The organism is Verrucomicrobiota bacterium, assembly GCA_016200005.1.
Lineage (GTDB): Bacteria > Verrucomicrobiota > Verrucomicrobiia > Limisphaerales > PALSA-1396 > PALSA-1396.
This window is the reverse complement of sequence record JACQFP010000050.1, coordinates 22,355-40,662: the sequence shown is the minus strand read 5'-3', so window position 1 is coordinate 40,662 and position 18,308 is coordinate 22,355. Positions and strand designations below refer to the sequence as shown.

General features: G+C 58.1%; 13 protein-coding genes. 11 read left to right on the top strand and 2 right to left on the bottom strand.

Features of this window, described 5'->3' with window-relative positions; translation table 11 throughout:
• The first annotated feature begins 6 nt into the window (after positions 1-6).
• Both HY298_18285 and HY298_18280 read left to right on the top strand, forming a co-directional pair.
• Entirely contained in the window at positions 7-744 is a 738-nt protein-coding gene (locus HY298_18285; protein MBI3852209.1) for a CAAX prenyl protease-related protein, read from the top strand.
• Positions 745-848: 104 nt separating this feature from the next.
• Positions 849-2,516, top strand: a complete 1,668-nt coding sequence (locus HY298_18280; protein MBI3852208.1) for a class I SAM-dependent methyltransferase — start codon at positions 849-851, stop codon at positions 2,514-2,516.
• 29 nt (positions 2,517-2,545) lie between these two features.
• On the opposite strand, the gene HY298_18275 is transcribed toward HY298_18280, so the two are convergent.
• Positions 2,546-3,904, bottom strand: a complete 1,359-nt coding sequence (locus HY298_18275; protein ID MBI3852207.1) for a VWA domain-containing protein — start codon at positions 3,902-3,904, stop codon at positions 2,546-2,548.
• Positions 3,901-4,404 (bottom strand): NYN domain-containing protein, encoded by a 504-nt coding sequence (locus HY298_18270; protein MBI3852206.1) that lies wholly within the window; start codon positions 4,402-4,404, stop codon positions 3,901-3,903. The genes HY298_18275 and HY298_18270 overlap by 4 nt, the downstream gene beginning before the upstream one ends.
• A gap of 136 nt (positions 4,405-4,540) precedes the next feature.
• On the opposite strand from HY298_18270, the gene HY298_18265 reads away from it, so the two are divergent.
• From HY298_18265 to HY298_18225, 9 genes are all read left to right on the top strand, one after another.
• Positions 4,541-4,894: a hypothetical protein gene (locus HY298_18265; protein MBI3852205.1), complete on the top strand. Its 354-nt coding sequence runs from the start codon at positions 4,541-4,543 to the stop codon at positions 4,892-4,894.
• A 36-nt stretch (positions 4,895-4,930) separates the two neighbouring features.
• Complete coding sequence (locus HY298_18260) at positions 4,931-5,176, top strand: zinc ribbon domain-containing protein (GenBank protein ID MBI3852204.1); 246 nt, start codon at positions 4,931-4,933, stop codon at positions 5,174-5,176.
• Positions 5,177-5,371: 195 nt separating this feature from the next.
• Positions 5,372-7,309, top strand: a complete 1,938-nt coding sequence (locus HY298_18255) for a hypothetical protein (GenBank protein ID MBI3852203.1) — start codon at positions 5,372-5,374, stop codon at positions 7,307-7,309.
• Positions 7,310-7,462: 153 nt separating this feature from the next.
• The gene (locus HY298_18250) at positions 7,463-8,464 is read left to right on the top strand and encodes a MoxR family ATPase (protein MBI3852202.1); all 1,002 of its coding nucleotides are present in this window, start codon (positions 7,463-7,465) and stop codon (positions 8,462-8,464) included.
• 65 nt (positions 8,465-8,529) lie between these two features.
• The gene (locus HY298_18245; protein MBI3852201.1) at positions 8,530-9,459 is read left to right on the top strand and encodes a DUF58 domain-containing protein; all 930 of its coding nucleotides are present in this window, start codon (positions 8,530-8,532) and stop codon (positions 9,457-9,459) included.
• Positions 9,456-11,291, top strand: coding sequence for a BatA domain-containing protein (locus HY298_18240; protein ID MBI3852200.1), 1,836 nt, complete (start codon positions 9,456-9,458; stop codon positions 11,289-11,291). Before HY298_18245 ends, HY298_18240 begins: the two co-directional genes overlap by 4 nt.
• On the top strand, positions 11,291-12,490 hold the full coding sequence (locus HY298_18235; protein MBI3852199.1) for a substrate-binding domain-containing protein: 1,200 nt from the start codon (positions 11,291-11,293) through the stop codon (positions 12,488-12,490). The genes HY298_18240 and HY298_18235 overlap by 1 nt, the downstream gene beginning before the upstream one ends.
• Positions 12,487-15,333 (top strand): ABC transporter permease subunit, encoded by a 2,847-nt coding sequence (locus HY298_18230; GenBank protein MBI3852198.1) that lies wholly within the window; start codon positions 12,487-12,489, stop codon positions 15,331-15,333. Before HY298_18235 ends, HY298_18230 begins: the two co-directional genes overlap by 4 nt.
• Positions 15,330-18,212, top strand: coding sequence for a VWA domain-containing protein (locus HY298_18225; GenBank protein MBI3852197.1), 2,883 nt, complete (start codon positions 15,330-15,332; stop codon positions 18,210-18,212). Before HY298_18230 ends, HY298_18225 begins: the two co-directional genes overlap by 4 nt.
• The last annotated feature ends 96 nt before the right edge of the window (positions 18,213-18,308 follow it).

Here is an 18,308-nt window from a genome sequence, read left to right as displayed (position 1 = left end):
TTCGTAATGAACCTGCTGCAAACAAAACTGGCGACCTCCCCGGCGCTCGCCCGCGTGTTGCCGTTTGTGGTTTTTCTCGGACTGACCTTCTGCCAGGGACCATTCGGCGAAGCATCGCGCTACTGGTTTTATCTGGCCAAGACAGTCGTCGGCGCATGGTTGATCTGGAGCGTGTGGCCGCTGGTCGAGGAGATGCGTTGGAAAATCAGTTGGGAGGCCGGGGTAGTGGGCGTGGCCGTGTTTGCGCTTTGGGTGGGATTGGATGGACTTTATCCGAGCGTCGCGGAAATCATTCAGAGCTACGTTTGCCCGATATTGAAGTCCATTGGTCTCGATTTCTTGTGCCCCAAACCAACCGCATTACATCCGTGGAATCCTCATGTCCAATTCGGCCAAAACACCGCGTTCGCGTGGCTATTCATCGTCGTGCGCATTGTCGGCTCGTCACTGGTTGTGCCGCCGTTAGAAGAAGTGTTTTATCGTTCCTTTCTGTATCGCTGGATTGCGAGGCCGGATTTTAAGTCAGTGCCGTTGGGCCTTTTCCATTGGAAACCGTTTCTCATCACCGCCCTCATTTTTGGATTTTCCCATCACGAATGGCTGGCGGGCATTCTCTGCGCGTTCGCCTACCAAGGATTGGTTTGTTGGAAGAATCGGCTCGGCGACGCGATGACCGCGCACGCGATCACTAATTGTTTACTGGGCATCTGGGTCGTGTGGAAAGGAGCGTGGAATTTCTGGTAAGTTGGAGTCCAAGCTTCAGCTTGTCAGAGTGGCCGCGACCAACGCGCTCGGACAAACTGAAGTTTGAACTCCAACGGTCTGCGTTTTCATGATTTCATCTCTGCATGCTTCCGAGTTTGCTTTTTGAAAACGAACATTTGCTGGTGGTGAACAAGCCCGCCGGTTGGAACACGCACGCGCCGAGTCCATTCGCCGGCGAGGGAATTTACGACTGGCTCAAACACCGTGAGCCGCGATGGGCGAAGCTGGCGATCATTCACCGGCTCGACAAGGAGACGAGCGGCGTGATCGTCTTCGGCAAAACTCCCCTCGCGAACCACTCGCTCACGGAACAATTTGCGTCGCGCACGGTGCAGAAAAAGTATTTGTTGCTGACGGATCGCGCGGTTGACCGCAAGGAATTCCTGGTGAAATCGAGAATCGTCCGCTCAGGCGAGCGCTACGTCAGCAGCGCTCAAGGCGATCTCGCAGAAACGCGATTCACAATTCCCGCAACAGCCGACCTAAGGAAACTTATTCCAGATTCGGATTTCGGATTTCGGATTTCGGATTTTAGAGTCGAGCCTCCTCAGGTCGGCTCCTACACCTTGATCGAGGCATCGCCGCTCACCGGTCGAACACATCAAATCCGCGTTCATGCCGCCGCGAGCGGTTTCCCCATTCTCGGCGACACACTTTACGGCGGCACGGCTTTCCAACGGGTTTGTCTGCACGCGGCAGAGTTGCAAGTGCGGCACCCCGCATCCGGCGAGGAGTTGGTGTTCAAAGCGCCGGTGGATTTCTCCTTCGATACACGGCTGGCGTTGCGCCAGGCCGTGATCGAGCCGGAATTCACGAACGCGTATCGTTTGATTCACGGCGCGAGCGATGGTTGGCCCGGATGGTATGTGGATCGGCTCGGGGACTTTCTTTTGTCGCAAGCGGAAGAACCGTTGAACGACGATCGGCGAAAACAACTGGCACAATTGCTTGAAACCTTTTCGCTGCGCGGCGCTTACCACAAGATTCTCTCCCGCCACGTCCGCAAGGCGAACCTCGCCCAAGCTTCGCCGCAACTGACACTGGGCGAACCGGCACCGCCGACATTTCTGATTCAAGAGAACGACGTTCGACTCGAACTCAGCTTCAACGAAGGCTACTCGGTTGGTTTGTTTCTCGATCAACGGGACAATCGGCGAAGATTTCTGACAGGACATGTGGCCGCGAACCTCTCACTCTTTCAACCGGAAGTCGCAAATCGAAAATCGCAAATCTCGGTCCTGAACACCTTCGCCTACACCTGCGGCTTCTCCGTTTGTGCAGCTAGAGCCGGGGCGCGCACGACGAGCCTTGATCTCTCCAAAAAGTATCTCGAATGGGGCAAGCGGAACTTTGCCCTGAACAAACTGAATCCCGCTGACCATGACTTTATTTACGGTGACGTTTTCGACTGGCTGAAGCGGCTGTCCAAGAAGGGGCGCAAGTTCGATGTGGTTGTGCTCGATCCGCCGACGTTCTCGCGATCAAAGGAGCACGGTGCGTTTCGTGCGGAAAAGGATTTTGGCAAACTGGTGTCGCTGGCCTTGCCGCTCACTAAAACCGGCGGTGTCTTATTCACTTCAACCAATGATGCGGGCTGGTCTGCCGAACATTTTGTCGCCACCGTGGAAGCTTCCGTGCGCGCCGGAAAGCGAAGCATCGCTCAACGATATTACGCGCCACAACCACCGGACTTTCCCGTGAACCGAAGTGAACCCGCTTATCTGAAAACGCTCTGGCTGCGCGTGGATTGAGCGCGCCATCAATCGGCCAACGTGACGGATCACCATTTGTCCCGGTCCATCGAGCGCGTGATCAGGCTGATCTTTTCCTGCGGTCGGGCGCGGCGAACGAGCAAGATCACCAGAAACACCGCCGCCACCAAAAGGGCAATGGCAGCGAACAGAAGTTTTTTGCCGCTGAAGAAGGATTGCGGTGGAACAGCGACCGCGGTTTGGACGGGAGGTGAAGACGAAGCCGACAGGTTGGTGGATTGGGTTTCGGTGGCTTCAACGGTGGATGAAGCCGTTGGCGCAGGCACAGGCTTTATTTCAGGCTGGGGATTTGGCGACACCGGCGTTTCTGATTTCGCGACCGTCGGCGCAGCATCTGGAGCTGCAGGCTTCGGCGAAGGTTGCGGCTCGGCGGATTCCTTCTTCGGAGTTTCAATCGGAGGAGTTGCGACCGGTTTGGGAACGGCAGCAGTAGGCAACACGTCCGGTTTCACAGGAGGAGGAGGTTCGACTGGCTGTTCGGTCTTCACAAGTGTCGGTTCATTGGCTTTTGCAGGTGCGACTGGCGCTGATGCTGATGGTTTCTCGTCCTTGCTTTCGGCAGCAAACGCGCGCTTCTTTTCCGTCACGGCCAACGCAATTGCGTTGGTTGCCGTGCTCGCAGCGGGCGGCGGATTGGTTGGCGGCGTCTGGGCGGCGGCGATTTGAGCCGCTTCGTATGGGGTCGGGACGATGGGGATATCGACCGGCCAGGGCGCAAAGTTAACCGAACGAGTAACGATTTGCCCGCCTTGCGCCCGGAGTACGGTTACAAACGGCATGGCGGCTTTCTGCATGTTACGCTGCTGCTCCTTATACACGGCGTTGATCTCGTCGTCGAACGGCGTTCCTTGAATTTTTTCCGCGCCATCCGTAAACAGGATGACCGTAATGTTGTCGGAATTCTTGATCACTTGAAATATCTGCGTGAGCGTTGCGCCGAGGTTCGTTTTCCTTTCCAATGGCTGTTTTCTCAGAAACTCGGTAACACGTTGGGCGATGATCTGCCGCCGGTCCGCCGACCACACTTGCAGCGGAAAACGCCCGGCATAAAGTTCCTCGTTGAAGGTCCACACTCCCAGGGTGTCGCCTCGCCGCAAGTTGCCGTTCAAGTCGGACGCAAGCAATTTCACCACCATTTGCAAGACACCGGGTGCGCGGCTCTGCATGGCCGCCGACGTTTCCACCACGAATAGAAATCGGTTGGAGGACAACGCGAGCGGTGCCGGTTGCGGTGCCGCGTGCGCCTTCAAGAAAACGCCGTTGCCGAAGCAAAGGAAGAGCAGAAGAATGACCGCGGCACGACCGTACTGTTGGGAAAGCCGCCGACATCTTCCGAGGCTTCGTCTGCCGTGTTGGTCCAAGTTCATTTGGAGTGACGACGATTGAATTTACTTCGCTCGTGCATATTGTGATTCTTAATCTCCCGTTTCATATCGGTCAACGTGCTTTCCACGCTCTGGATGAAGTTCAAGCAACTCGACGTCATGCCGCCCATGGCCGCGACGGTGTCCCGCTCGGCGTAGTCATCGGTGACGGCCAGGACTTCGCCAAACTCCCGAAAACGATGCGCGGCGCGCTCGATCATTTGGTCGGCCGTCTGACCGGAGCGGGAATAAAGAACCTCCAGTTCCGACGGCGAAGGCTTCACGGCCTTGCGCCGTTCGGTGTTTGCACCGTCAAAAAAAATCGTGATCGGCGTACTGATGGCGTCGCGATAAAGCATCAGCCGATGAATCAGCGCCTCGCGCGCGGCAGCCGAATGACGCGGTCTGCCCGGCGCCAACTCCGGCCAGTTGTGCAACAGGCTGTAGCCATCCACCAGTATCCGTACCAGGGCCATACCGGCAATAATAGACGGGATTGGCAAATATCACAGGATTTAGTTGGGCATAATTTCGCAGGAGACCGGGAATTGGTTACGCCAATCTCTGCCTTTTTCGTCTCCAAATAAAAAAGCTGTTTAGCAGCGGTTTGTGATAGAATGGGTCGTCAACCAAACTCGCATGAGCGAAACCAAGAAAGTCGGTGATCGATTCGTGGCGAATGGCGGCTGGGTAAAGCGCAAATTCTATGGCCGACCGCGCACGCGTCTGTTCACCTTTCTGTCGGTGGGTTGGATCGTGGTTTCAGCGCCGGCGCTGTTCATCGTGTTCCGAGATTCCTCCCGTTGGATCGACCCGCCAACTCTGTCCGGGAAGCTCGGCGGCATCGCCTTCGAGCAATGGGTTGGTATCGCCTTGATCCTGGTGCATGTGGTCTTCGTGGCGCTGGCTGTTCGCTTTCATCTTACCGAACAACCTCACGAAGAAGTTTTTCTGGAAGACAACCCGGACACCGACTCGCACAAACTCTATTGACTTTGAGCGGTGAACCCTAATGTTTGAAGCAAGACGATGCCGATTTACGAATACGAACTGTGCGAAGGCGACTGTAAAGTCTGCGGGGGGAAGTTTACTTTGCGCCGGCCGTTGAGCGCAGCGGAGTTGACCCACTGCCCGGCCTGCAAAAAACCGGTGCGCAAAATCATTTCCACCTTTAATTCGCCGATCAAACTCAAGCCGCTCTCCTTCTCCGACGCCAAAAAAGCCGGCTTCACCATCCTGAAGAAGACCGGCAAGGGCGAATATGAGCGGCAGTAACGTAGCGGCGTCTCGGCAGAGCGCCGCTGATTCACTTTCTGAGAACTACGGCGCTCTGCCGAGAGCCGCTACGCCGTGAAACGTTTCCCGCCTGGCGGTGTCTATTTCCCTGAACAGCCAGCGCGCGCGCCTGTCTGATTTGTGATTTAATTCACTAGCCAATTTCGAGGATATGCGTCAATTTAGGCCAAAGCCATGAGCGAACTTCAAATCATCGAGACCACGCTCAAACGCGCGGCGCGACGTCAACGTTGGCAACGGGCGATACGCGGTCTCTGGCGCGGCCTGCTCGCGGGCGGCTTGGTTTGGTTGCTGGCGCTCGCCCTGTTCAAAGTACTTCCCTTTCCCGTGGTGATCTTGCCCACAGCCGCGGCGGTCGCGGGAACTTTGATGCTCGTTGGATTCGTCTTCGGCTGGTGGCGGAAACCTTCGTTGATCGAAACCGCCCGCTTCGTCGATGGCCGGCAACATTTACAGGAACGACTCAGCACCGCCTGGGAACTGAACACCAAACCTGCGTCGGGCGAGTGGCGGGAATTGTTGGTCGCGGATGCAGCCCGGCTCGCCGGCAAGATCGACCCGCGAAAGTTTCTGCCGTTTCATCTCCCGCGTGCCAGCCGCTGGGCATTGCTCGTCCTGGCACTGGCGGCTGGACTGGGATTTGTCCCGGAATACCGCAGCAAGAGTTTTCTCCAAGCGCAGCGCGAAGCGGAAATCATCCGGGATACCGGCAAACAACTTTCTGAATTCACCAAGCGAAGTCTGGAAGGCCGCAAGCCGCTTTTGGAAACAACTCAGAAATCGCTCGCTTCCGTAAAGGAACTGGGCGATCAAATGACCAAGGCCAAGCTCACGCGGTCAGACGCGTTGCGCGATCTTGCGAGTGTCACGGAGAAACTCAAAGACCAGACCAAGGAACTCGGCAAAGACCCGGCCATCCAGCGATTGGAGCAGGCGGCGCGCACACCGAGCGGACAAAGTTCTCCCACCTCCGCCGATTTGCAGAAGCAGATCGACAACATGCAAAAATCGCTTGGTGACAAGTCGGCGAATCCCGAAGCAATGGACAAGTTGAAAAACGATTTGCAAAAGCTTGAGCGGGCCGCCGCCGGCTTACCGGGCAAGGATTCGGCGGCCAGCAAGGCGGTCAAAGAGCAGATCGCCAAGTCGCTCGCGGACCTCGCCAAGAAAGCCCAAGACCTCGGCCTCTCGCTGCCGAATCTCGACGAAGCCATCAAAGCGCTGGAAGCCGGCCAGATCGACCAGTTCCTGAAAGATTTGAAGACGGCGGAGATTGATCTGGAAAAAATGCAGGCGATGGCCAAGGCGTTGCAGCAACTCCAGATGGAGCTGGCCCAGATGGGCAAAGACCTCGCTGAACAGTTGGAGAAAGGTCAAGCGACGATGGCGCAATCCACGCTCAAGAAAATGATTGATCAGTTGAAGGCCGCCGATCTTTCGCCGGAACAGCTCAAGAAAATCATGGACGAAGTGTCCAAAGCAATCAAACCCGGCAGTCAATACGCCAAGGTCGGCGATTTTCTAAAACAGGCCGGCAAACAATTACAGCAGGGCCAAAAGAGCGATGCCGCGCAATCGCTGGCTGATGCCGCCAAAGAATTGCAAAGGCTTATGGACGAAATGGGCGATGCCCAATCGCTGATGGCCGCGTTGGAGAATTTGAAGATCGCCCAGATGTGCGTCGGTAATTGTAAGAGCTGGGGACAATGCAATAAACCCGGCCTCGGCAAAGGTGGCAAACCGGGCAGCGGCGTCGGCACCTGGGCGGACGATAATAGTTCCGATTGGATTCAATATCCTGAATTGACGGATCGCTGGGACAACTCCGGTTTGAAACGTCCGGACCAGGATCCGCGCGGACAAACAGATCGGGGCGACGGCCAATTGAGCGACGCGCTCGTGCCGACCAAGGTCAAAGGCCAGATCACACCCGGCGGTCCGATGCCAAGCATCACCTTAAAAGGCGTCAGCGTCAAAGGCACGAGCAAAGTCGCTTACGAAGAAGCCGCAACCGCCGCCCAGACCGAGGCCCAGAGCGCGCTCAATCAAGACCAGGTGCCGCGCGCCTATCAAGGCGCGGTGCGGGATTATTTTGATGATCTGAAGAAATGATTTGACCGCAGATGGGCGCAGATACACGCAGATAGGAAGGAAAAAGAGACCGTAATCTGCATTGATCAGAAACTGGAGTGCGGTACTTATTGTTTCCGATGTTTCGGTATTTTATCTGCGTTGATTTGCGTCCATCTGCGGTTTTGAATAATTATGAGTACTGAATCCCAAATCCAATCCTTCCGCGAAACCTACGCCGCGCTCCGCGCCGAGATCGGCAAAGTCATCGTCGGTCATGAAGCCATTGTCGAGGGCACGTTGATCGCCCTGCTCTCCGGCGGCCACGTGTTGCTTGAGGGCGTGCCCGGTCTCGGCAAGACGCTTCTTGTCCGCACACTTAGTGAAGTGCTCGACCTGCCGTTCAATCGCATCCAGTTCACGCCCGACCTCATGCCCGCCGACATTCTCGGAACGAACCTCGTTATGGAAGCACCCGATGGCCGCCGCGAGTTTCAATTTCAGAAAGGACCGATCTTCGCCAACCTCATTCTCGCTGACGAAATCAATCGTGCCACGCCCAAGACGCAATCCGCCTTGCTCGAAGCGATGCAGGAACACCAGGTCACCGCCGCCGGTGAAATCCGCAAACTGGGCGAACTGTTCTTCGTCCTCGCCACGCAGAATCCCATCGACCAGGAAGGAACGTACCCGTTGCCCGAAGCGCAACTGGACCGTTTCTTTTTCAAATTGATTGTCGGGTATCCCTCCGCTGATGAACTGACCGAGGTGCTCAACCGCACAACCGAAGGCGCGAAACCTCAAGTCAACAAAGTGCTCGACGCCGCCGGCCTGTTGGAATTGCAAAAGCTTGTCCGCGAAGTTCCCGTGGCGTCACACGTCAAGGATTACGCCGTCCGCTTGATTCTGGCCACGCATCCCAAGACCGACACCGCTGCGCCGATCTCCAATCAATACCTGCGATTTGGCAGCAGCCCGCGCGGCGGACAGACGCTCATGCTCGCCGGCAAAGTTCGTGCGCTTACTCAGAGCCGCTTCAACGTCAGCTTCGAAGACATTCAAACCATGGCGCCCGCTGCTTTGCGCCATCGGCTCATCCTGAATTTTGAAGCCGAAGCCGAAGGCATCACCACCGACCACATCATTGATCAGGTTTTGAAGGATGTGCCGAGGGATGCGGTGGCGGTGAATGCATGAAGCGCGCAGAGACAGAGGCGCGCGACAATTGGATGTCGGATGTTGGATGATTTCCATTTTCCACCATGCCTAGCGCCCTCCTGACCCCCGAACTCCTGCGCCGCCTTGAGCAATTCCAATTGCTCGCGGCGCGGCGCGCCAAGAGCAGCGCCAAGGGCGAGCGCCGCAGCCGCGCGCGCGGGCAATCGGTCGAGTTTGCCGATTACCGCAATTACGTCGCCGGTGATGATTTCCGTTACCTCGACTGGAATCTTTACGGACGGCTCGAACGGCTGTTCCTGAAACTGTACGAGGAGGAACGCGAACTGCCCGTCCGTATTTTTCTCGACTCCAGCGAATCGATGACATTCGGTGAGCCGCGCAAGTTTGATTTCGCCCGGCAGATCGCGGCGGCAGTCGGCTACGTGGCGCTGTGCGGGTTTGATCGTGTCAGCGTGATTCCATTTCCCAATGCGGAGCAAACATCCAACATCCAACATCCAACATCCAACCCCGAATTGGCGACGCGCGGCGCACTCCGTTCTGTGCGCGGCAGAAAGTCGGCCATGCAATTCTTTCAAAATCTGGGTCAACTTACCGCCGGTGGTGCGGCGAATCTCAACGAGTCGCTGCGGCGTGGCGCGTTGGAAGCGCGACAGGCAGGCATGGCCGTGGTGCTCACTGATTTCCTTGATCCCGCCGGTTATGAAGCCGGGCTTAATGCGCTGGTGGGGCGCGGATTTCAGGTGAACGCCGTTCAAATCCTGTCGCCTGAGGAACTCGCGCCCACTAGTTTTGGCGATCTCCGTCTGGTTGATGCCGAAACTGGCGCGATGCAGGAAGTCACGTTCGGCCGCTATCGGATGAGAACGTATCAGCAAACAGTGCAAAACTTTTGTCAGCGCCTGCGGGAGTTTTGCCAGGGCCGGGGCATCAACTTCTTCGTGGCCCCTTCCAACATGGACCTGCAAGAGCTTTTGTTGAAACAACTCCGCCAAGCGGAGGTGTGGGGATGAACTTCCTCGCACCAGTCGCCTTTGCCTTTGCTGCCGCCATCCCGGTGGTAATCGTTTTCTACCTGCTCAAGCGCAAGCGGGTCGTGAAATTGGTTTCGAGCACGGTGCTGTGGCAAAAGTTTCTGGCGGAGACGCAAGCCAGCGCGCCGTTTCAAAGACTCCGTCACAACTGGCTGCTGATTCTGCAAATCCTTTTGTTGCTGCTCGCCGTGCTTGCGCTCTCGCGACCGTACTTTGCCACGAAGGCCAAGAGCAGTCAGTTGCGCGTGGTCATTCTCGATGCGTCGGCGTCGATGCAAAGCACCGATGAAACGCCGTCGCGGTTTGAAAAGGCGCGCACCGAGGCACTCAAGTGGGTGGACGCTTTGGCGGACAACGACAAGATGGTCGTGTTGCAAGTCGCGGCCAACACCGAGGTCAAACAATCCGAAACCAGCGAAAAAGCAGCTCTGCGTCGCGCCTTGCAATCGTGCGCCGCCGTCGATTCTCCGACGCGTCTCGTGCCGGCGCTCAAGATGGCCGAGTCGCTCGTGCGCGACCGAGGCAGCGCGGAGATTCATCTCTTCAGCGACGGTGCGGTTTCGGACTTGAGCGAGTTTGAGAACAAAGCCCTGCCGCTCATCTATCACCGCGTCGGCAAGGGCGCGAACAATCTCGGCGTCACGACGCTCGACGTGCGCGCGAATCCCGAAGACCCCAAACAACGCGCCATTTATGCGAGCCTGGTCAACTTTTCAACCAACGCAATGCAGACGGAATTGGAGTTGCGGTTCGGCGATCAATTGTTGGAGAGCCGCCCGCTCTCGATTCCGCCGGCAGAAACTTCGCCGCAGGTTTTTCTCGCGTCGCAATCGAAAGACGGCGTGTTCACCGTGCGAGTGACCGCCAAAGATGATCTGGTGGCGGACAACCAGGCGTCCATCGTCAGCTTGCTCCCGCAACCAGTGAAGGTGTTGCTGGTAACGCGCGGGAATCGGTTTCTTGAGAAAGCGTTTGGCGCGACGGCGAACGTGCAACTCACAACGGCGAACGATTTGATCGATGCCGCCGCCGGATTCGATCTCGTGGTGCTTGACGACGTGACGCCGGCGTTCTGGCCGAAAGGCAACGTGCTGGCGATTCACGTCTCAAACACGAACTGGTTTGACAGCGTCACCAAGGTGGAGGGGCCTGCGATTGTGGACTGGAAATCCGCGCATCCACTGCTCCGCTACGTCAGCTTCGATAACGTGCAGATCGCAGAAAGTCTCGCCACGAAGTCACCCACCTGGGCCGTGTCGCTGGTGGACGCGCCGCAAACGCCGTTGCTGCTGGCGGGTGAGTTGGGACGGCAGCGCATCTTGTGGATCGGGTTCGACACGCTCCAGAGCACGTGGCCGTTGCGCGTCTCGTTTCCCATTTTCATCGCCAACGCGGTGGAATGGCTGAACCCTGCGAGCACGAAGAGCAGCCAGCTCATGGTCAAGGCCAGCGACCCGTTCCGGCTCAGTTTGCCTCAGCCCGTGACGAGCGCGGTTGTCACGCTGCCTGATGGCTCGACGAAATCGCTGACCGTGGACACAGGCGCGAAGGAGATTGTTTTTGGCGACACGTTCAAGCAAGGGACCTATCGGTTGCGCACCGACACGAATGAAACCGTCTTTTGCGTGAACCTGCTCGACGCGGCGGAGAGCAACATCAAGCCGCGCGACGAATTACAGTTCGGCCAATACGCAAAAGTGAGCGCGACGACATTGCAGCGCGCTAACATGGAGTTGTGGCGGACGATAGCCGCGCTCGCTCTGCTCGTGCTGCTGTTCGAGTGGTGGTATTACCATCGGAGGACGGTTTAATGAGCGAACCGCCGAAAGAAAAGGACCATTGGTTTCGTGACATGCTGATCTATGGTCCCATGACCGGACTGCTCCCGGTTCTTGTAATAGGAATTCTAGCAGCGCTACTTCTCCCGGCGCTTTCAAAGGCCAAAGCGAAAGCCAAAAATCGAGTCATCGTTTACGCCGCCCAAGATCAAGTCTATGCCGAGCCGATTCTGCGCGAGTTCGAGAAGGAAACCGGCATCAACGTCCGCGCGATTTACGACAGTGAAGCGGTGAAGACCGTCGGGCTCGCGAATCGGCTGCTCGCCGAGCGGAGCCATCCACAGTGCGACGTGTTCTGGGGCAATGAGGAGATGCGCACACGCCAACTCGCCGCGCAAGGCGTGTTCCGCGAAACCAACGGTTGGGCTGCGTTCGGCTATCGCAGCCGCCGGATTGTGATCAACACCAACTTTGTTTCGTTGGAGAGCGCGCCCGCCTCGGGCGCAGTTTCGCGGGCCCCGCGCGAAACCTTCGCGACGGGTGCGACCGAAACAAATCAATCGGCGAACCACGTCATTCCGCTGGTGGACGGGGCGTCCGCCAGAACGCGCGAGGGCGCGCGTGCTCCCCAATCCTTGCTCGAACTCACCAACGAAACCTGGCGCGGCAAAGTTGCCCTGGCCTTCCCCCAATTCGGCACGACGACCACGCACTTCCATGCGCTGCGACAGCTTTGGGGCGAGGAGCGGTGGCTCGCGTGGTGTCGCGCCCTCGCGGCAAACAAACCGTTTATCGTGGACGGCAATTCCGTCGTCGTAAAACTCGTCGCCCGCGGCGAGGGGTGGATTGGGTTGACGGATTCCGACGACATCGCCGCCGAGCAACGGGAAGGCGCTCCCATCCTTGCCTTGCCGCTGACGGGAGAAGTATTGCTGATTCCGAACACCGTGGCCGTGGTTCGAAATGCGCCGCATCCGAACAACGCGGAAAAGCTTTTCCAATTCCTGCAACGCCGCGATGTCGTGGGACAACTCGTCGCCGCGCACGCCCTCGAAAGCACTGAGGCTGGTAGGAGACGAGGTGACGAGTCTCAAACTGAAAAGAGATCAGAGACTCCTCACGTCGTCTCCTACGGAGAGATTGAATCGCCCGCGTTGCAACCTGATTGGGATTTGCTGCTGCGCGATTTGGAAACAACGACCAAACAACTGAACGAGATTTTTCTAAGGTGAACTGGCCTTTGCTCCAAAACAGTCTGCTGGTCGCCGGAACAACAACGGCGCTGGCGGCGGGCCTTGGCTTCGTCGCAGCACTCTGGCTGGCGACGTTGGCGGCGCGTTGGCGAAATGTGTTTCTTGCGCTGGCGGTCGTGGCGTTGGCGCTACCGCCGTTCTTGGTCACGAATTGCTGGCTGGATTTGCTGGGTGAAGCCGGTGTCTGGCAAGGATGGTTTCCATTCAAAATCTATTCGCTGGCCGGGTCGGTGTGGGTTCTGTCGCTGATGTTGTGGCCGGTCGCGACGCTGCTGGTGTTGAGCGGCTGGCGGCGACTGGAAGCGGCGCAGTTGGAAGCTGATCCCGCTGTCACGGGTTGGGCGTTGCTGCACGGATTGCTGCTGCCAGTGGCGCGCGGCGAAGTGGCGTTGGCGGCGGTCCTGACGTTCGTTCTGGCGCTGAACAACTTTGCCGTGCCCGCCATTCTGCAGACGAAGGTTTTGCCTGACGAGATCTGGATTCGCTTCAACACGGCGTTCGACACGGCGGGCGCGTTGAAGGCGAGTCTGCCGCTCGTCATGGCGCCAATAGTCTTGCTGGCGTTGCTCCGGCGACGCGAGGTCGAGTGGCCGCGGTTACAGGGCACGGTGCCTGCAAGAATTTTCAAGCGACAACTTGGTGCCGGCTGGTCCTGGGCTTGCGGCACATTTTCGTTTGCGCTTTGCGCTGTCTCGGTTGGGTTGCCAATCGCGGAGATCGCGTCAGCGCGACGAACTTGGACGGAGCTTGGCGGCGCGGTAATGGCGGGAACGGACGCGATCAGGAATTCGTTCTGGTTCGCAGCGCTGGCGGCCACCGTGGTGATTGCCGTGGCGCTGATGGTCGCAACAAGTCATTCTCAACGCAGAGACGCGGAGAACGCAGAGGGTCGCAGAGAGAACTCCCTTCTCGGCGCTTCCTCTGCGTTCTTCGTGTCTCTGCGTTTGGGTCTTGTCTGGTTGCCGTTCCTCATTCCCGGCGTACTGCTCGGGATCGCGTTGATTCACTTGTTCAATAACGGGGTGCTGACGGCATTCTATCAGAGCGTGGGAATTGTCGTGCTGGCGTTTGGCATTCGCTACTTCGCGCTGGGGTGGAGCGGTGCCCGGCAGGCGGTACGGACGGTGGATCGCGATTTGACGGACGCGGCGATACTGGAAGGCGCGACGCGTTGGCAGATGATGCGGCATGTGCTTTGGCCGCAAATTGCGCCGCAGGTTCTCGCAGCGTGGTATGTGGTTTATCTGTTGTGCCTGTGGGATGTGGAGTCGATGATTTTGGTTTATCCGCCTGGTAGCGAGACGCTGGCGCTGCGGATTTTCAATCTGCTTCATTACGGACACAATGCGCAGGTCAATGCGCTATGTCTGACGCTGCTCGGGCTGGCAATGGCACCGTTGTTGATCTGGCACGCAGTAACTCGGATCACAAGGCGAACATCCGACATCCAAGAAAGCTCCAAGCACCAACATCCAAGCACCAGAGAAGTTCCAAGCTCCAAGTTTCAAACCCTAAGGGTGGCGGCATCCCTTGGTGTTTGGTATTTGAAGTTTCCCTGGATGTTGTTGCTTGGTGCTTGGTGCTTTTGTCTGGGTTGCACTCCGTCAGCATCAAAGAATGAGTCCACGTTGCAGAGCAAATATTTCGAGCGTGTGCAAATCATCGGCTCGCGCGGCGTAGGCGTCGGGCAGTTCAACAAACCACGCTCGGTGGCGGTGGACAAGCAGGACAATCTCTACGTCGTCGATATGACCGGACGCGTGCAGAAATTTTCGCCGGACGGCAAGTTCATCCTGTCGTGGCAGATGCCACAGACGGATTTGGGCAAGCCGAAGGGCATGGGCTGCGATCGCGACGGGAACATCATCGTCGTCGAGCCGCATTACCAGCGCATCAACCATTTTTCGCCGGACGGCAAACTCGTGGCGCAATGGGGAACGCACGGCACAAACGAGGGCCAGTTTACGTTGCCGCGCTCGGTCGCGGTCAATTCGCGGGGTGAAATTCTTGTCAGCGAATATACCGTGGTGGATCGGGTGCAGCGGTTTCGACTGCAGAGGGCGGAGGGCGGAGGTCAGAAATTAGAAGAAAACGCTCGCCCTCACCTTGAGCCTGCCACGAACCAGCCCACCCCTGACCCCTCCCAGGAGGGGAACCATCCAACATTGCGCCGCTCCCCTCCTGGGAGGGGCGAGGGGTGGGTTCATGGGGTCAGCGCGCGAAATTCTTTTTCAGGGAAGTCTCAACCTGTCTCTCTCCCCCAGGACAGGGAGAACACATCGCCGACTCCAGTGGAATGGCTGGGCAGCTTCGGGCAAGCCGGGACGGGCAACGGTGAGTTCAATCGGCCCGAAGGGTTGGGCATCGGACCAGACGACCGGATTTATCTCGCGGATTCGTGTAACCATCGCATCCAGATTTTTTCGCCAGACGGAAAATGGCTGCGCAGTTACGGCCGGGCGGGCAGCGGGAAGGGCGAATTGAGTTATCCCTACGATGTCCGCGTGGACGCGGCTGGAAATCAATTTGTCTGCGAGTTCGGGAACAGTCGCATCCAGGTTTTCGATGCGCACGATCGGCCGGTGGAAATTCTAGGTAGGCCGGGAAGCGCACCGGGTGAATTCAGCAATCCGTGGGCAATTGCGCTGGATTCCCGTGGAAACCTTTACGTGGCGGACGCGGGAAATCATCGGGTGCAGAAATTTTTCCGACGCGCGACTGTAGCCGCCGACGTTAGAAGGCGGTTGGGAATTTCGGCGATTGCCATGGCCCGAGAAAAGTCTGACCGCCTCCTCACGTCGGCGGCTACGAAATCAGAATGAATTTCCAATTCACAAATCCCTGGTGGTTGCTGACGCTGTTGGCGGCGGCGCCGTGGGTGTTCTGGCTGGGATGGAAGTCCGACGCGCAACTCAGCGCGTGGCGTCGCCGGATGGTTTTGGCCATGCGGCTGTTGATCGTTCTGGCCGTGATTTTCGCACTGGCCGGGTTGCAATGGCTGCGGCCGTTGGAAGGCATGAACGCTTTCTTCATTCTCGACCGCTCGGACAGCATTCCTTCCCCGCAACAGGAGGCGGCGCGGTTGTATGTCAACAAAATCGCAACTCAAAAGAAATCCGTGGACAAGGCGGGCGTGATCGTGTTTGGCACCGAGGCGAACATCGAGTCGATGCCCAACGCCGCGCTGGATGTGCAGAAAATCCAGGCGGTCGTGGGCACGGAACGGACGGACCTGGCGGCATCGATCCGCCTGGGCACGGCGGCATTCCCGGAAACGGGCCAGAAGCGGCTCGTGGTGTTGTCGGACGGTAATGAAAACATCGGTGACGCGCTGGCGGCGGTGCTGGCGGCCAAACCGCTGGGCGTAACGGTGGATGTCGTGCCGCTGGGCATCGCGCGCAGCAACGATGTGGCCGTGCAGAAATTGAGCGTGCCGCCTAAAATCAAGAAGGGGCAGGCATTCGAGGCCAAGATTTTTGTGCAGTCCGATCTACCGCAGTCGGCGACGGTGCGGTTGTATCGCAACGAACAATATCTAGGCGAACAAAAGGTCGAGCTTTCCGCGGGCAAAAATCTGTTCACGTTTCCGCAGGTGCTCTCCGAGCCGGGCTTCTACAGTTACGATGTGCGGGTGGAAGCGGCGGGTGATTCGCTGCCGCAGAACAATCGCGCCAGCGCCTTTGCGAGCGTGCGCGGCGAGCCACGCGTGCTGGTGATTTCCGCCGACCCTGAAACCGACAAGCCGCTCGTGGCTGCGCTGCAAACCTCGCGGCTGGAGGTCGTCGCGAAGAGTGTGGGCGGTTTTCCCAGCACGCTGGCGGAGATGCAGAGTTACGACGCGATTTTCCTGAGCAATGTGGCGGCCGGGGATTTGGGCGCGGATTCACAAAAGTTGCTGGAGAGCGCCGTGCGGGATTTTGGCGTGGGTCTGGTTTGCGTGGGCGGAGATCAGACGTACGCGGCGGGCGGGTATCGCGGCACGCCGCTGGAAGCGACGCTGCCAGTGAACATGGAACTGGACAGCAAGAAGGTTTTGCCGAAAGGCGCGCTCGCGCTGGTGATGCACGGGATGGAATTCAACAACGGCAACCAGGTGGCGCGCGATACGGCAATCGGCGCATTGAATGCCCTTGGGCCGCAGGACGAAATGGGCGTGGTGTTGTGGGATGGCTCGGAGCGCTGGCTGTTTCCGATGACGACCGTGGGCGACAAACAGGAACTGGGACGAAAAATTGCCGGAATGAATCAAGGCGATTTGCCGTCGTTTCAAGGAGTGATGGCGATGGCGCATGAAGGTTTGAGAAAATCGACGGCCAATCTCAAACACATGATCGTCTTCAGCGACGGCGATCCCAACGCGCCATCGAAGGAATTGATGCAGGCGATCGTCGGCGACCGGATCACGGTGAGCACGGTGTTGATCGCCGGTCACGCAGGCCCGGACACCATGATCGCCATCGCCGATCAGGGGCACGGGCGCTTCTACAATGTCACTTCGCCGAACGACCTGCCGCAGATTTTCATCAAGGAAGCAGCGGTGATTTTGAAGTCGGCGATCTTTGAAGAACCATTCAAGCCGCAATACGCGGCGGCGAGCGAACTGGTGCGGGGCATCGGCGCGGATGAATATCCCCGCTTGCTCGGGTATGTGGCGACGACACCCAAACCGCGCGCGGAAGTGCCGTTGTTGACGGACAAGGGTGACCCACTGCTGGCGCATTGGCAGTACGGATTAGGGCGCGCGGCGGCGTTTACCTCAGACGCGAAAGCAAAGTGGGCCAAGAACTGGTTGGGGTGGGAGAAGTATCGACAGTTCTGGTCGCAGATTGCGCAATGGAATTTGCGGCGGCTGGAGAATGCGGACTTCACAACGGAAGTGTCCGTTGAAAAAGGCGAGGGCCACATCAGCGTCGAAGCCGTGGACGAAAAAGGCGACTACCGGAACTTTTTGAATTTGCAGACGGTGGTGGTCAGTCCGAAAGGCGAGCGGCAGACGGTAAAACTCGAACAAACCGGGCCGGGTCATTACGAGGCGCGTTTCCCGACGCGGGAAGTGGGGGCGTATCTGCTCAATCTCATGGACTTGAAGGAGGGGCAATTGCGCGGGTCGCAGGTGGTGGGCGCCAGTGTGAATTATTCGCCGGAGTTCAATGCGCCGGAGCCGAACTTGAATCTGTTGCGGCGCCTGGCTGAGAGCGGCGGCGGCAAGGCGCTGAATCCCGCCAACCTCACCGAGAATCCCTTTTTGCACGACCGGCAAAAGACTTTTCAGCCGCGCGATTTGTGGGAATGGCTCCTGAAGCTGGCAGTGATTTTGTTCCCGCTCGATGTGGCGCTGCGGCGGATTCAAATCGACCGGGAGGAGTGGCTGCGCGCCACACGGACTTTGCGTCGCTGGCTCTTTTTCTGGCACGGGGTTCCCAGGACGCCCGAGGCGGACGAGTCACTGGCGGCTTTGCTGGCGCGACGTGAACAGGTGCGCTCGACACAAACGGCGCCAGCGGTTCAAGTCAAAGCGGAGTTGTTCCAGCCGCAAAAGCCCGTGAGCCTCCCGGCGGCCGGGGAGCAAACCTCGACCGAAAAGATCGAGGAACACTCGGCGGGCGAAACGATGCTGGAAACGCCGGAAGAGCGGACCAGCACAACCAGTCGTTTGCTCGAAGCGAAGCGGCGCGCGCAACAGAGGAAGGAGCGAGAATGAGGTTGCCCGTGGCGAGAAACGGGCGGATGACGGGTTAAAACAAAGGAGAAAGAACAAAATCATTGCGCCCAGCGGCGTGATTGTGGCTTTATCATG